Here is a 13,613-nt window from a genome sequence, read left to right on the forward strand (position 1 = left end):
CTTGTATCCCTTCAGCTCACATTTCTTCTGGAAAGAGGAGATCAGCTTTGAACGAGCAGATATGTCATGCGGCTTGATACTCGCCTCGACTAGCAACCTAGCTAGGTAGTCCTGTATTTCAGCGGCCGCTTGCGGCAGCCAGTCCCAATTCGTGTAGTCGACGTCAACGTGTCCTGCTGTCACGACTCCCCCAGGTCACGGCGGGCGCAAGCCTCAACTCGCGCAGACGGATGAGTGTCAGGTCACCGTATCAAGTTCATCACGATAACGCCGCGCATACGCGATCCTGCACCTGGACTGCCATCGGCGCTGAACTCGATCTCGCGGTCGCCTCCTCATAGAAAGTCCTCCATCTTGAGGACGTCGGAGTCCTGTGCCAACTACTACACGTTGAACCGGAACTCGACCACGTCCCCATCGGCCATGACGTAGTCCTTGCCTTCCATCCGCACCTTGCCGGCCGCCTTCGCCGCCTGCATCGAGCCCAGCTCGTCGAGGTCTTCAAAGCTGACGATCTCGGCTTTGATGAAGCCCTTTTCGAAGTCGGTGTGGATCACGCCAGCGGCCTTGGGAGCCGTGTCGCCGCGGTGAATTGTCCACGCGCGCGCCTCTTTTGGCCCCGCGGTGAGGTAGGTCTGCAAGCCGAGCGTATGGAAACCGGCACGCGCGAGCGAGCGGAGTCCGGGCTCATCCTGGCCGATCGAATCGAGCAATTCTTGCGCGTCCTCCTCATCGAGTTCGAGGAGCTCGCTCTCGACCTTGGCGTCGAGGAATACGGCGTCGGCGGGTGCGATGGTGTCGAGCAGTTCCTTCTTGCGCGCGTCGTCGGTCAGCACCGATTCGTCGGCGTTGAACACATAGAGAAACGGCTTGGCAGTCATCAGGTGCAAGTCGCGCACCGCATCGAGGTCAAACGAATCCTTTTGGGAGAACAGGGTTTTGCCCTCGTTCAGCAACTCGGATGCTTTTTGAGCCGCTGCCAATGAGGCAACCAAATCCTTGTTCTTTCGCGATTCCTTCTCCAGACGCGGAATCGCCTTTTCGAGCGTCTGCAGGTCGGCGAGGATCAGCTCGGTTTCGATGACCGCGATGTCGGCGAGGGGATCTACCCGTCCGTCGACGTGCACAACGTCGTCGTCGGCGAATACGCGCACCACCTGACAGATGGCGTCGGCCTCGCGGATGTTGGCGAGGAATTGGTTACCCATACCCTCGCCCTCGGACGCGCCTTTGACGATGCCGGCGATGTCGACGAACGACACCGTTGCCGGCAGGATGCGCTCGCTGCTGAAGATTTCCGCGAGCCGGTCGAGCCGTTTGTCGGGCAGCTCAACCACGCCGACGTTGGGCTCGATGGTCGCGAAGGGGTAGTTCGCGGCCAGCACGTCGTTACGGGTCAGCGCATTGAACAGGGTGGACTTGCCGACGTTGGGCAGCCCGACGATTCCGAGGGTAAGACTCACGGGGAGCCAGTCTATCGGCAGGCGCCTCAGCGCAGCCGACGCGTACGCAGATGGCTCGCCAATCGCACCGACGCCTCGATCTCCGCCTTCCGGATCGATACGCTCTCCACGTTGAATCCATGCGGCATCCCCAGATGCTCGCAGAACGACGTCAGCTCCCGAGCGGCGAGGATGCACTGGTCATACGACGTCGCCAATGGATCGGGGGCGTGGGACAGATCGTTGCGGACCCATCGCGGAACGTCGACGCCGAGCCATTCGAGGAATTCGACCGTCTTCATCGACCCGACGACCGACAGCGTGAAAATCACTGGCACCGGCTTTAGACCCGCATCCTCACATGCGTAGAAATAGTCCGACACCATGCTCTTGGCCGCCGATGTGTCGTAGACGACCTGCGTCACGAAGAACGACGTACCGGCCTGCTGCTTGCGAATCAGCCGCGAATGTTCGCCGCCGCTGTGTGAATGTCGCTCGGGAATGGCCACCCCGCCGAGCCGCATAGTTGGCGCGACTTCATGCCAGAGCTTCTGCGCACTCGGCAGATCGGTTCGGCACACTTTGCCGCCGGTCGACGCGCCGACGAAGGTAGTCAGCACTTTGGCCGGGTCTTGTGCCGCCAGCCAGTCGGTCAGCTCGGACTCTTCGTATTTACCGACACACCGATATACGACGACGGGCTTCTCCCAGCCACCGAGATGCTGTTCGTAGAACGCCGCCGGATCCTTCGTCGGCAAGTAGGGGAACGGACGCTCATTCGGATTGCGATCGCTCTCGTCGTCGATGTCGTAGAGGATCAGCCCGTCGACGTCGACCGCCTGTAGCCGTTCAATGGTGACGTCGGCGATCCGCTGAGCCTCTTCAGGCGACGTCGATCGGCGCGGCGGGGTGATGCTGAACAGCAACAACCCGTCTTCACGCCCCGCGATTCGATCTGCCAGTCCCACAACCACTCCCTCACCGACGATTGGCGACCATCGTACAAAAGTCCCATCGTCGGCCTCGGAATGGTCGGACGTCTCCGGTCTTCATCGCTTTACAAATTCTACTGTTTGTATAGACTTCCGACGAATTACCTAGTAATGTCCAGTGACGTACACGACACAGCCCCTCAGGAGGTACCGATGAGCACTCCGCTCGAAGCCCAGTCGGCACTGCCGGCGTCCGAATGGCGCGACAAGAAGCGCCATCTCTGGCTACTTGGCTTGATCCCACCGACCGCGGTCTTCCTCGCGTCCGGATTTGTCGCCGCGATGAATGCGATCGGCCACGGACTTCAGTACGTCTCACCGGCGTGGTGGTGGATCGGCCCGTTTCTGCTCTTCATCCTCCTGCCAGCGCTCGATGTCTTCTTCGGCCCCGACGGCGACAATCCGCCCGAAGAATTGATGGAGCAACTAGAGAACGACAAGTACTACCGCTATTGCACTTACGTCTTCATCCCGTTCCAGATGGCCAGCCTCGTCTACGCCTGTTACCTCTGGACAGCCGACGATCTGTCCTGGCTGGGCATCGACGGCGGACTATCGATCATCTCGAAAGTCGGTCTCGCCCTTTCCATTGCGGTGATGGGCGGCATCGGCATCAACACCGCACACGAATTGGGCCACAAAAAGGACGATCTGGAGCGCTGGCTGTCGAAAGTCACACTCGCGCAAACCTTTTACGGACATTTCTACATCGAGCACAATCGCGGCCACCACGTCCGCGTAGCGACACCCGAAGACCCGGCAAGCTCACGATTCGGCGAGACGTTCTGGCGCTTCCTGCCGCGCAGCGTGTGGGGCAGCCTGCGGTCGTCGATTGAGTTGGAGCGCAAGCGGCTCGACCGCGCGGGAAAGTCGTTCTGGCATCCGAGCAACGACGTCCTCAACGCCTGGGCGATGTCGATCGTGCTCTGGGGCGCACTCACCGCCATCTTCGGCTGGGAAATCTTGCCCTACATGGTGATTCAGGCAATCTACGGCTTCTCCCTGCTGGAAACCGTCAACTTCCTGGAGCACTACGGCCTGCTGCGGCAGACCACCGCGAGCGGTCGCTACGAACGCTGCAGTCCTCAGCACAGCTGGAATTCCGACCACATTTGCACCAACATCTTCCTCTATCACCTGCAGCGCCACAGCGATCACCACGCCAACCCAACGCGTCGCTACCAAACCCTGCGTAGCTTCGACGGCGCACCAAACTTGCCCAGCGGATACGCCAGCATGATCACCCTCGCCTACTTCCCACCGATCTGGCGCAAGGTGATGGACCACCGAGTACTCGATCATTACGACGGTGACATCACCAAGGTCAATATTCAGCCGAATCGTCGGGAGAAGATCCTCGCCCGCTACGGCGCAAGCACTGGGGCATAAGGAGATTCACGATGGCGACTTACCAATGCCCAGTCTGCGACTACATCTACGACGAGGCCAAAGGCGCACCGCGCGAAGGTTTCGCGGCCGGCACGAGCTGGTCTGACATCCCCGACGACTGGACCTGCCCCGACTGCGGCGTCCGCGAAAAGATTGACTTCGAAGGAGTTTCGGCATGAATTTCAAACTATTCCGTTGTGAACAATGCGGATTCGAGTACGACGAAGAACTCGGTTGGCCCGAAGACGGCATCGAACCCGGCACCCGCTGGGACGATATTCCCGACGACTGGAGTTGCCCCGACTGCGGCGCGGCCAAAGCCGACTTCGAAATGGTCGAGGTCGCCCGGCCATGAGCGCCCAGGACACCGCACACGTGGTGATCGTCGGCACCGGAATCGCCGGAATCACAGCGGCAGAGGCGCTGCGCGCCAACGGATTCAACGGTCCGATATCGGTGATCGGCGACGAGCCGGAGCTACCCTATCGCCGAACCGCGTTGTCGAAGGATATCGTCGGCGCGGATCTCTCGACGGCCAAAATCACCCTGCGCAAGCCGGAGTTCTGGACCGACCGAAAGATCGAGATCCACACCGACTCAACCGTCAGCTCGGTCGACACCTCACGGCGGACGGTGCGGCTCGCCGATGGCAGCGAAATCGCCTACACCGCACTAGTGTTGGCCACCGGCGCGGTCACTCGACGGTTTGATTGGCTAGCACCCGACGTTGCCGTCCTGCGTACTCGTGCGGACGCCCTTGCGGTGAAAGCGCAACTGTCCCAATCGAAACCCCTGGTTGTCATCGGCGGCGGCCTCATCGGGCTCGAGTTGGCGGCGTCGGCGGCAGCGGGAACACCGGTCACCGTGCTCGAAGCAACCGACCGCCCGATGGCACGTGTACTTCCCCCGGAGATTTCCGACCTCATCAGCGTGCAGCACCGCGCTCACGGCGTCGATATCCACACCAACGCCGTCGTAACGGCGGCTACCACCGACCAGGTGGAAGGTCGCGGATTCAACTCGCCCGGCGGGGCGTTCGTGGTCGCCGCCCTCGGCTCCACGCCGAATATCCATCTCGCAGGTTCGGCAGGTATTCCATTGGGCACCAGCGGGATTCAGGTTGACGCGCACTTGCGAACCAACACGCCGGGTGTTTACGCGGCGGGTGATGTCGCAGAGTATCCACACCCGCTGACCGGTCTGCACCATCGCTCCGAACACTGGCTGACCGCCGGCGATCAGGGCAAAGTCGTCGCGGCGACAATCCTCGCCGACCTGGGTGCCGACGTCGAGTTCACCACCACGCCAGTGCCATTGGCCTGGACCGTGCAGTACGGCATCAATATCCAGATCGCCGGCTGGCCCGGTGCCGGTGACCGGATCACGGTCGAGGGGTCATTGGCTGACCTTGACGCGACGGTCCGTGTCTTCGACGGCGAACAAGTGATCGGCGCGGTGAGTATCGGCCGCCCGGCCCAGGGCCGCAAGACTCGCGAGGAGATCGCCGCATGTTTGCCCCCACTCCAGTCCCCCGTCGCCGCGTGGGCGGCCCCGCTAGCCGACTCATCCCGAGCGTCGGCGATAAGCTTGGCCGGGTGACGGGCCGACGACCAACCTACGCCGAAGCCAGCAAGGCGCTGTTGCGCAACTCGCTGCTCGACGCACTCCACGATCTGCTCAACGATCGAGATTGGTCGGCGATAACCATGACCCACGTCGCGACGGCCGCGGGCGTGAGCCGACAAACCGTCTACAACGAATTCCGGTCACGATATGGACTGGCCCAGGCGTACGCGCTGCGCATTGCCGGCGCGTTCGCCACACACGTCGGCGTCGCAATCGAGGCCCATGTCAACGACATTCATGCGGCTCTGTACGCCGGGTTCAATGACTTCTTCACGTTGAGTGCACAGGATCCGATGATCCGGTCACTACTCGCGGGTGATGCCAACAGCGACCTTCTCAAGCTGCTGACTACCGACGCGGCGCCGCTGATCACGGCGGCCAGCGACATTCTGGCGGCATCGTTCACGTCGTCGTGGCTAGCGTTGTCCGACACCGATGCGATACGCATAGCGAGGGCCATCGCCCGGATGGCGCTGAGCTATGTCGCGATGCCGCCCGAAGGTGACCGCGACGTCGCGGAGGATCTCGCGACCGTGATGGGTCCGGCGATTACCGCTGTGCACCAGGACAATTCGACCGTCGACTAGCTACCCGGCGGGCGCTGGATCACCCGGCGGGCCTGCGCCCACGGGCGGTGGGTCATCCACGTCGTCGACGATCTCTGGCACATTCTCGCCGGCGCGTTCGGCGATCTGCTCGTTGATGTACCGGAATACGACCGCCAGCGCGGCCGCGGCCGGCACCGCGAGGAATGCGCCGGTTATGCCGAATAGGCTGCCGCCCAAGGTAACTGCCAACAACACGATCACCGCGTGCAGATCCATCGACTTGGACTGCAACCACGGCTGCAGCACGTTACCTTCCAGTTGCTGAACCAGCAGGATGATGGCGAGGACAATAAGTGCCTGCGTCACGCCGTTGGAGACCAGGGCGATCAACACCGCTAGCGCGCCGGCGACAAAGGCACCGACGATTGGAATGAAGCCGCCCAAGAAGGTGATAACCACCAGTACCGACGCGAGCGGAACCTGCAGGATGAATAGTCCGGCGCCGATCAGTGCGGCGTCGACGAAGCTCACGATCGCCTGCGTCCGGATGAAACCACCCAGACTCCCCCATACCCGCGACAACACTTCGCTCGTGTGCGTGCCCGAGGGGTGACCGAGGGTTCGATTGAGCCACGGCAGGAACTTGGGGCCGTCTTTGAGGAAGAAGAACACCAGAATCACCGAGGTAAACAGGGTGATCACAACCGACGTGGCCGCACCGACACCGCTGAATACTCCCGACGCGATCGAGGACGCGCTCGACTGAAGCTTTTCGGTGATCGCATGCACGATGCGATCGAGTTGTTCATCCTTCAGATTGATCGGCGGACCCTGGATCCAATCCTGAAGGCGCTGAACGCCTTCGGTGCCTTTGGCAGCCAGCTCGGGTGCCTGTCGGACGATCGACGGCACAATCCAGGTGAGAATGCCGGCCAGCACACCGATACCGAGCAACATCATCACCGCCGAGGCCGCCGCGCCTGGCACTCCCCGATTACGCATCCAGCGAACCGGCGGCCACAGGACGGTGCAGATAATGATCGCGAACAAGACCGGCAGGAGGACGATCCAGAATTTTGCCAGCACCCAGAAGAGCACCCAGAGCGCGATGGCGATCAGGATGAATTGCAATCCGATAATCGACGTGGCCCGCAAACCGGACAGAAAGACCTGTCCGCGAGTCGGGTACGCCGGTTTTTCCGCGGTTTCGCTCACCGGTAAATACTCACATACCGGTGCCGCATTGTGCAGGACCTACGCGGGCGGCACGGTCAGTGCCGACGGAAGAGATGACCGAGCTTGCGACCGAGAGCATCAATCGCGGCGAATTCCGCCATCGCCGGACTGACCTGCGCTGTCCCGAACTCGCCGACAGTCGCTGCCTGGTCGGCGCGCGGGTTCGGCAGCTGCGCGGACGTCGGCTGCTCGGGCACATATACCGGCACAAATCCGACCGCCGACAGCGCGACCATCGACTGGTCGGCCGATAGCGGGGTCGGACGTTCGGACTCCAACGCGGCTTCGATCGTCCGTGGCCCGTAGAGACCCATCATGATCTCCAGCCCCCACGGGGGTAGGTCCGATAAGGCATCTTTGTGATGCCGGTCACTCATCCAACTCATGTGACCAGGATTACACGACCGGGCGTACATGCTGGGTAATAACCCTCAAAATTGGACCGAAACGCAATGGCGGATTTCCGCTAGCCTCGACGTCGGAACGCTGGCACAGTGAAGACATGCCCACCTCAACGACGGCCCCCGGCCTCGACTTCGAACGCTGTTATCGCACCCTGCAGGCTCGCGATTCACGCTTCGACGGGCAGTTCTTCGTCACCGTCTCCTCCACCGGAATCTATTGTCGCCCTTCATGTCCCGCGCAGACGCCACTGGCCCGCAATGTCGGGTTCGTGCTCACCGCGGCGGCGGCTCAGCATGGCGGCTTTCGCGCGTGCCGACGTTGCGCACCCGACGCTGTTCCCGGTTCACCGCGGTGGAACACCTCGGCCGACCTAGCGTCGAGAGCCATGCGATTGATCTCCGACGGCGTCGTCGAGCGCGACGGTGTCGAGGGTCTGGCCCGGCAATTGGGCTATTCGACGCGACAACTGGGCCGCGTGCTGACTGCTGAGCTGGGTGCCGGGCCGCTGGCTCTGGCCCGCGCACACCGCGCCACCAACGCCCGCGTATTGATCCAATGCACGACGATGCCCATGACCGACGTCGCCTTCGCAGCCGGTTTCGCCAGCATCAGGCAGTTCAACGACACGATTCGCGAGGTCTTCGCGTTGTCGCCGACTCAGCTACGCGAGCTCCGCGCATCACGAGCCCACGGCACGGCGGTGACGTCGGGGACCGGCGCCATCACGCTGCGACTGCCCTACCGCCGCCCGCTCGACGTCGCGTGGCTGCGGTGGTTTCTGGCCTCGCACACGATCGCCGGCGTTTCGGAGATGATCGATGACGAATTCGTCTGCACTGTGACGCTGCCACACGGACCGGCTCTGATCTCGATCAGAATCGACGCGGACGCTGCCCATGACAGCGTGGTCCTGCGGTTGCGTCATCTCGACATGCGCGATCTCGGCGTCGCGGTCAATCGGGTGCGGCGGCTACTCGACCTTGATGCCGACGCGCAGGCGGCCGATCAGTTGCTCGCCACCGACCCAGGCCTGCGACCGCTGGTAACCGCCGCTCCTGGCATTCGGGTACCCGGCACGCTCGACGCCGCCGAAACGCTGTTCACGACCATGATCGGTCAGCAGATCAGCGTGCGCGCGGCCCGAACGCACCTGGGCAATCTCGTGGCCGAGTTGGGTGAGGCAGCGCCGTGGGAGGCCGACGACGGGCCGACGAAACTCTTCCCCACCCCGACGATGATTGCCGAGCGGGGCGCAGACGTGCTGCGCGGTCCGCGTCGTCGGATCGACGCGATCGTCGGCGCCGCGGAAAAAATCGCAGACGGTTCGGTGGAACTGCACACGGGTCTCGCTGCGTCAGATATGCGTGGCCTATTGCGCACCCTGCCCGGGGTCGGCGACTGGACCGCGAATTATGTGTCGATGCGAGCCGCGGCTGATCCCGACGTACTGCTGAGCACGGATCTCGTCGTCGCGCGTGCGGCACAAGAATTAGATATCGATCTGACCCAGACCACCAAGTGGGCACCGTGGCGCTCCTACGCGTCCATGCATCTGTGGCGGGCAAAGATTCTGCCCGCCACCTCCAAGACTCATTAACCAACATCTCGGCAGCTACTGCCGACACCCGAAAGGAACGACACATGTCCGAAACCGCACGCTGGGCCACCGTGAATACACCCGACGGTCCATTCACCCTGATCGCCGACGACAATGATCGGATTCTCGCCTCCGGTTGGGTCGATGACCCCGATTACCTTGCGGCCCTGATTCATTCGCGGATCCAACCGGAGACCGTTCGGCACGCACCCCTGGCCGAGCTGACCGGTGCCGTCGAGGCGTACTACGCCGGCGACCACGACATCGTGACGAAAATTCCGGTACGCCAGCATTCTGGAGATTTCCTGCTGCACGCGTGGGACGTACTGCGCGCGGTTGATGCCGGTGAGGTGGTCACCTACAGCGAATTCGCTGAACGCGCCGGCAACGCCCCGGCTATCCGCGCCGCGGCGTCTGCATGTGCCCGAAACGCAGCCGCCTTATTCGTGCCGTGTCACCGGGTAATTGGCAAGTCGGGAAAGCTGACCGGCTTCCGGTACGGGGTCGACATCAAACGGTCACTGCTTGAGCGGGAGGCGGCCTAAATCTGCGACGTGCGGCGTCGTCGAGGGAAATCTTCCCCCGTAGGCGTTGTCGCCGTAGATTTCAGCCCGCCGCACATCGTCAGGAGCGTGACTGTCATACCTCTCTGACAGTCTGCTGCCATGTCCACCTCCACCGTCATCGCACTCGTCGTCGGGCTAGTTCTCGGCTTCGGTCTGGGCTGGTTGGCTCATGTCGCACGTAGCGGCGCACGACTCGCGAACGCCCAGGCCGACGCTCGGGCATATCAGCGTTCCGAAGCGCTGGCGGCGCAGTCGTTGAGTGTCGCGAGCGAGGATGCCGCGCGTCGGCAATCCGCCGCGATTGGGGCCGAGGTACATCACATCGTCGGGCCGCTGCGGGACACACTCGGTCGGCTCTCCGACGAACTGCGCCGTACCGAGACCGACCGGGTCAGCGCTTACGCCGGCCTGTCCGAACAGGTACACGGGATGCGACATCTATCCGCACAACTGCATACCCAGACCCGCGCACTGGCGAACGCGCTTCATACCCCACATATCCGCGGCCGATGGGGAGAGTTTCAGTTGGAGCGCGTGGTCGAATTGGCCGGCATGACTCGCCACTGCGATTTCGACACCCAGGTGGGCGCGGCAAGCTCGGTAGAAGCTGGTTCAGGGGTACGTCCCGACATGGTGGTTCACCTCGCTGGCGGACGCCAGATCATCGTCGACGCGAAGGTGCCACTGCACGCATATCTGGAGGCAGTCAATACCGATGACCCGGCACACGAAGGGCAGGCCCTGACCGCACACTCGCGCGCCGTGCGCGCGCATATCAGCGCGTTGTCGTCGAAAGCGTATTGGACGGCATTCACCAATACCCCGGAAATGGTGGTGTTATTCATCCCGAGTGATCCAATCCTCGAGTCGGCAGCGCGGGCCGATTCCGATCTCATCGAGTACGCATTTACCAAGAAGGTCGTCTTGGCCACCCCGACGACGCTGGTGGCGCTGTTGCGCACGGTCGCGCTGGGGTGGCGGCAGTACGCGCTAACTGAGGACGCGAAGGTCATCCACGACCTTGGCTATGAGTTGTACCGACGCCTGTCGACGGTCCTCGGACATGTCGACAAGATGGGCGGATCGCTGCGCCGCGCCGTCGAGGCCTACAACCTGACCGTCGGCGCGATCGATTCGCGCTTGGGCGTCACGGCCCGCAAACTGGCCGACTTAGACGCCTTCGCCGATCAAACCTCACTGCTGCCCGAACCTGAACCGATCGATGACGTGGTCCGCCAAACGATAGGAGACGTAAGGCATAAATCGCCCGGCTGATGTCGACGCGTGCCACACCCGACGAACCCGGATACCGATTTTCTCAGCTGCACCCGGTACCGTCTTAATGTGTTATCCGGCCAATTCGAGGCAAGCAATGTGCCCCTCAAAGAGCAGTCCGTGCTGCCTAGATACCGGGGTTTACCCTGGTGGGCGGCGGTACTGCTCGCCACGGTCCTGACCGCTATCGGCGCTGGATTTGATGCGGCGATGCACGGTGCGCTTGGTTCGAGCTACCAGGTTCTGTACCTGATCGGCTGCGTCGGCGCGGCGCTCGCGGTGCGGCGCCGGGCGCTTTTCACCGCCGCGGTACAGCCGCCGTTGGTCGCATTCGTGGTGAGTATTGTCACGCTGTACTCAATTAATTCCGACACCGAGCTCAAGACTCTGGTTCTTAAGCTCGCGTTACCCATTGCGAGCAGTTTTCCGTCGATGGCAGTCACCTTTGTGTTGACTCTCGCGGTCGTCATCGCGCGCTGGTTCATCACCCGCGACGCCACCGCCGACGCACCGGCGAGGACCCCGGACGCGAAGACAGCGGCCGCGCGCAAGGCCACCAAGGCACCCGCGAAGCGGCCCGCGCCCTCCTCTACTACGAAGACAGCGACGCGTGGTCGACCCGCCGAAGCGCCGTCGGGACGCACGCCCCCCCGACGTCCCGTCGCTTCCGACGAGGATGATCGTCGGACGCAACCCACCCGACGCCGCAGGGTCGAAGCGCCGGCCAAACCCGGCCGTCGACGTGCCGATCGCGATGACGCCCCGGTCGGACAGCCCCGGCCCGAGCAACGTCAACAGCGCACCACGCCACGTCCACGCCCACAGGGTGAGCCCGTCCGTGATCCCGCGCGGGCACCTCGTCCCCGTCAGCAACCCCAGCAAATCCCGCCCACCCGGCGCACGGCTGGCGCGGCGGCACGAGCTGCCGGCGTCGATCTGACCGCTGACTTCGCCGATGAGCCCGCCCCCAGGCGTCGCCCGCCATCACCTACCCGCTGACATCGTCTGATCAGCGCGCGGCGAGCCAGCGGCCCAGATCGAGCGCCGCGGCGTCGATGAGCGACGGCCAATCCATCGCTTGTTCGTCGGCACCGTCACTGACCACTTTCACCAGCGTGAGTTCGACGTTAAATGTCGCGCACACGTGGGCGATGGCAGCGCCCTCCATGTCGACCAGATCAGCCCGCCTGCTCAGCTCCGCGCGCACCGCTGGGTCGGCGATGAACGTGTCTCCGGTGGCCAACACCGAACCGTCACCGTCGAAGCTGTGGGTGTCCACGATGTCGTAACCCATCGCGCGCAACGCCTCGCTCGAGATGTCGTGTTCGATCACCGTCGATGGTACGAACAGCCCCGAATGATGATCATGCAACGCCCCGGCCGTACCGATATTGATTACCTCGCTCACCGGCGGTGCGGCGCCGGACTGCGCAGCGGCCAGTTCGCGAGTGAGCACCGTTGCGGCACGAACCTTTCCGATGCCGGTAATCAGCAGCCGAGTACCCGGCGGTACATGGCCCGCTTCGGCGCGGGTCGCGGACACCACGAGGGTGTCCGCGCCGTCGCGATCATTCACGCCCGTTGGACAATTCGTCGAGGGCTGGCGCCGGTTGAGCCGAAGCCACACTCGGCGCGATCTTCGCGAGATGGCTGAAGCGATCGTTCGCGATTCGCATTACCACCTCGTAGGGGAACGCGAACTTACGCGCCCACCAGTAACCGAAGCGAATATCGAATGACGTGTACACCAGGAAGCGATTCTTACGAACACCCTTGATGATCGCGCGAGCCGCCTTCTCCGGAGTAATCGCAACCTTGTGAAACCCGTCAATTGCCTTGCGCACCTTAGGATTATCGCGATCGACCCCGACGATTTGAACAGTCTCGACCAGTGGCGTGGCGACACCGCCCGGACACACGAGTGACACGCCGATATTGTGCTGACGCAAGTCGAAACGAAGTACCTCCGAGGCGCCGCGAATGCCGAACTTACTTGCGCTGTAAGCCGCGTGCCACGGAAGGGCGAGCAGCCCCGCCGCCGACGACACGTTGACCAGGTGGCCACCCTGCCCACGCCGAACCATCTGCGGCACAAAGGATTCGATGATGTGGATCGGACCCATCAGGTTCACGTCGATGACCGACCGCCAGTGTCGATGCTCCAGATTCTCGACGGTGCCCCAGGCCGAAATACCCGCGACGTTCATCACCACGTCCATCACGCCGACCTCGGCGTCGACCTGCGCGGCAAACGATTTGACCCAGTCGTAGTCGGAGACGTCACCGGCCTGGTGGTAGAGCACGGTGCCGCCACTCGCGGCGATCTCGGCGACGACCTCGTTGAGCGGCTCCAAGCGAAGGTCGGTGAGGACCAGCTCGGCTCCCTGGCTCGCCGCTTCGCTGGCGGTGGCCCGTCCGATGCCGCTTGCGGCGCCGGTTATCAGTACCCGGCGACCGCGTAGCGACGGCACCGGCGTCTTCATGACGAACAGTTGTTTGAGACTCATGCCACAAACTGTAGTTCAGGTGATCGAGCT

The 13,613-nt window shown here is 62.9% G+C and carries 16 protein-coding genes; 9 read left to right on the forward strand and 7 right to left on the reverse strand.

Features of this window, described 5'->3' with window-relative positions; genetic code table 11:
• The 3 genes from GOEFS_RS23570 to GOEFS_RS01510 all read right to left on the reverse strand — a co-directional run.
• Positions 1 to 183: hypothetical protein (locus GOEFS_RS23570; protein ID WP_007316097.1), on the reverse strand; the 183-nt coding region annotated here is incomplete at its 3' end.
• Positions 184 to 383: 200 nt separating this feature from the next.
• A complete protein-coding gene (ychF, locus tag GOEFS_RS01505; protein WP_007316098.1) occupies positions 384 to 1,463 on the reverse strand; it encodes a redox-regulated ATPase YchF in 1,080 nt (359 codons plus the stop codon).
• Between the two features lie 26 nt (positions 1,464 to 1,489).
• Positions 1,490 to 2,410 (reverse strand): methylenetetrahydrofolate reductase, encoded by a 921-nt coding sequence (locus tag GOEFS_RS01510; protein WP_007316099.1) that lies wholly within the window; start codon positions 2,408 to 2,410, stop codon positions 1,490 to 1,492.
• A gap of 177 nt (positions 2,411 to 2,587) precedes the next feature.
• On the opposite strand from GOEFS_RS01510, the gene GOEFS_RS01515 reads away from it, so the two are divergent.
• From GOEFS_RS01515 to GOEFS_RS01535, 5 genes are read left to right on the forward strand one after another with little or no spacing between them, the layout of a single operon-like run.
• Entirely contained in the window at positions 2,588 to 3,823 is a 1,236-nt protein-coding gene (locus GOEFS_RS01515; RefSeq protein ID WP_007316100.1) for a fatty acid desaturase, read from the forward strand.
• An 11-nt stretch (positions 3,824 to 3,834) separates the two neighbouring features.
• A complete protein-coding gene (locus GOEFS_RS01520) occupies positions 3,835 to 4,002 on the forward strand; it encodes a rubredoxin (RefSeq protein WP_007316101.1) in 168 nt (55 codons plus the stop codon).
• Entirely contained in the window at positions 3,999 to 4,178 is a 180-nt protein-coding gene (locus GOEFS_RS01525) for a rubredoxin (RefSeq protein WP_007316102.1), read from the forward strand. Before GOEFS_RS01520 ends, GOEFS_RS01525 begins: the two co-directional genes overlap by 4 nt.
• A complete protein-coding gene (locus GOEFS_RS01530) occupies positions 4,175 to 5,422 on the forward strand; it encodes an NAD(P)/FAD-dependent oxidoreductase (RefSeq protein ID WP_007316103.1) in 1,248 nt (415 codons plus the stop codon). The genes GOEFS_RS01525 and GOEFS_RS01530 overlap by 4 nt, the downstream gene beginning before the upstream one ends.
• Positions 5,419 to 6,036: a TetR/AcrR family transcriptional regulator gene (locus GOEFS_RS01535; RefSeq protein WP_007316104.1), complete on the forward strand. Its 618-nt coding sequence runs from the start codon at positions 5,419 to 5,421 to the stop codon at positions 6,034 to 6,036. The genes GOEFS_RS01530 and GOEFS_RS01535 overlap by 4 nt, the downstream gene beginning before the upstream one ends.
• Here the strand turns inward: GOEFS_RS01535 and GOEFS_RS01540 are convergent, their stop codons facing one another.
• Together GOEFS_RS01540 and GOEFS_RS01545 are read right to left on the reverse strand one after the other, a co-directional pair.
• Positions 6,037 to 7,212 carry an AI-2E family transporter gene (locus GOEFS_RS01540; RefSeq protein ID WP_007316105.1) on the reverse strand — a complete coding sequence of 392 codons (1,176 nt, stop codon included), beginning with the start codon at positions 7,210 to 7,212 and terminating at the stop codon, positions 6,037 to 6,039. It lies immediately after the preceding gene.
• Positions 7,213 to 7,268: 56 nt separating this feature from the next.
• Positions 7,269 to 7,619, reverse strand: coding sequence for a hypothetical protein (locus tag GOEFS_RS01545; RefSeq protein ID WP_138917835.1), 351 nt, complete (start codon positions 7,617 to 7,619; stop codon positions 7,269 to 7,271).
• A gap of 116 nt (positions 7,620 to 7,735) precedes the next feature.
• On the opposite strand from GOEFS_RS01545, the gene GOEFS_RS01550 reads away from it, so the two are divergent.
• The 4 genes from GOEFS_RS01550 to GOEFS_RS22250 all read left to right on the forward strand — a co-directional run bounded on the left by GOEFS_RS01550 (position 7,736) and on the right by GOEFS_RS22250 (position 12,075).
• Complete coding sequence (locus tag GOEFS_RS01550) at positions 7,736 to 9,235, forward strand: DNA-3-methyladenine glycosylase 2 family protein (RefSeq protein WP_007316107.1); 1,500 nt, start codon at positions 7,736 to 7,738, stop codon at positions 9,233 to 9,235.
• Between the two features lie 44 nt (positions 9,236 to 9,279).
• On the forward strand, positions 9,280 to 9,780 hold the full coding sequence (locus GOEFS_RS01555; protein ID WP_007316108.1) for a methylated-DNA--[protein]-cysteine S-methyltransferase: 501 nt from the start codon (positions 9,280 to 9,282) through the stop codon (positions 9,778 to 9,780).
• 120 nt (positions 9,781 to 9,900) lie between these two features.
• On the forward strand, positions 9,901 to 11,076 hold the full coding sequence (locus GOEFS_RS01560) for a DNA recombination protein RmuC (protein WP_007316109.1): 1,176 nt from the start codon (positions 9,901 to 9,903) through the stop codon (positions 11,074 to 11,076).
• A 69-nt stretch (positions 11,077 to 11,145) separates the two neighbouring features.
• On the forward strand, positions 11,146 to 12,075 hold the full coding sequence (locus GOEFS_RS22250; RefSeq protein ID WP_050949730.1) for a DUF6542 domain-containing protein: 930 nt from the start codon (positions 11,146 to 11,148) through the stop codon (positions 12,073 to 12,075).
• Between the two features lie 10 nt (positions 12,076 to 12,085).
• Here GOEFS_RS22250 and GOEFS_RS01570 read toward each other — a convergent pair whose 3' ends face one another.
• Positions 12,086 to 12,652, reverse strand: coding sequence for a nucleosidase (locus GOEFS_RS01570; RefSeq protein ID WP_007316111.1), 567 nt, complete (start codon positions 12,650 to 12,652; stop codon positions 12,086 to 12,088).
• Complete coding sequence (locus tag GOEFS_RS01575) at positions 12,645 to 13,583, reverse strand: SDR family oxidoreductase (RefSeq protein WP_007316112.1); 939 nt, start codon at positions 13,581 to 13,583, stop codon at positions 12,645 to 12,647. The genes GOEFS_RS01570 and GOEFS_RS01575 overlap by 8 nt, the downstream gene beginning before the upstream one ends.
• Positions 13,584 to 13,613 lie beyond the last annotated feature (30 nt).

This window comes from Gordonia effusa NBRC 100432, assembly GCF_000241305.1.
Classification (GTDB): domain Bacteria; phylum Actinomycetota; class Actinomycetes; order Mycobacteriales; family Mycobacteriaceae; genus Gordonia; species Gordonia effusa.

Bases quoted from the DNA above. Each gene is read 5' to 3' on its own strand.
- GOEFS_RS01515 (WP_007316100.1), top strand. From the start codon at position 2,588: ATGAGCACTCCGCTCGAAGCCCAGTCGGCACTGCCGGCGTCCGAATGG.
- GOEFS_RS01520 (WP_007316101.1), top strand. From the start codon at position 3,835: ATGGCGACTTACCAATGCCCAGTCTGCGACTACATCTACGACGAGGCC.
- GOEFS_RS01525 (WP_007316102.1), top strand. From the start codon at position 3,999: ATGAATTTCAAACTATTCCGTTGTGAACAATGCGGATTCGAGTACGAC.
- GOEFS_RS01530 (WP_007316103.1), top strand. From the start codon at position 4,175: ATGAGCGCCCAGGACACCGCACACGTGGTGATCGTCGGCACCGGAATC.
- GOEFS_RS01545 (WP_138917835.1), bottom strand. From the start codon at position 7,619: ATGAGTTGGATGAGTGACCGGCATCACAAAGATGCCTTATCGGACCTA.
- GOEFS_RS01550 (WP_007316107.1), top strand. From the start codon at position 7,736: ATGCCCACCTCAACGACGGCCCCCGGCCTCGACTTCGAACGCTGTTAT.
- GOEFS_RS01555 (WP_007316108.1), top strand. From the start codon at position 9,280: ATGTCCGAAACCGCACGCTGGGCCACCGTGAATACACCCGACGGTCCA.
- GOEFS_RS01560 (WP_007316109.1), top strand. From the start codon at position 9,901: ATGTCCACCTCCACCGTCATCGCACTCGTCGTCGGGCTAGTTCTCGGC.
- GOEFS_RS01575 (WP_007316112.1), bottom strand. From the start codon at position 13,583: ATGAGTCTCAAACAACTGTTCGTCATGAAGACGCCGGTGCCGTCGCTA.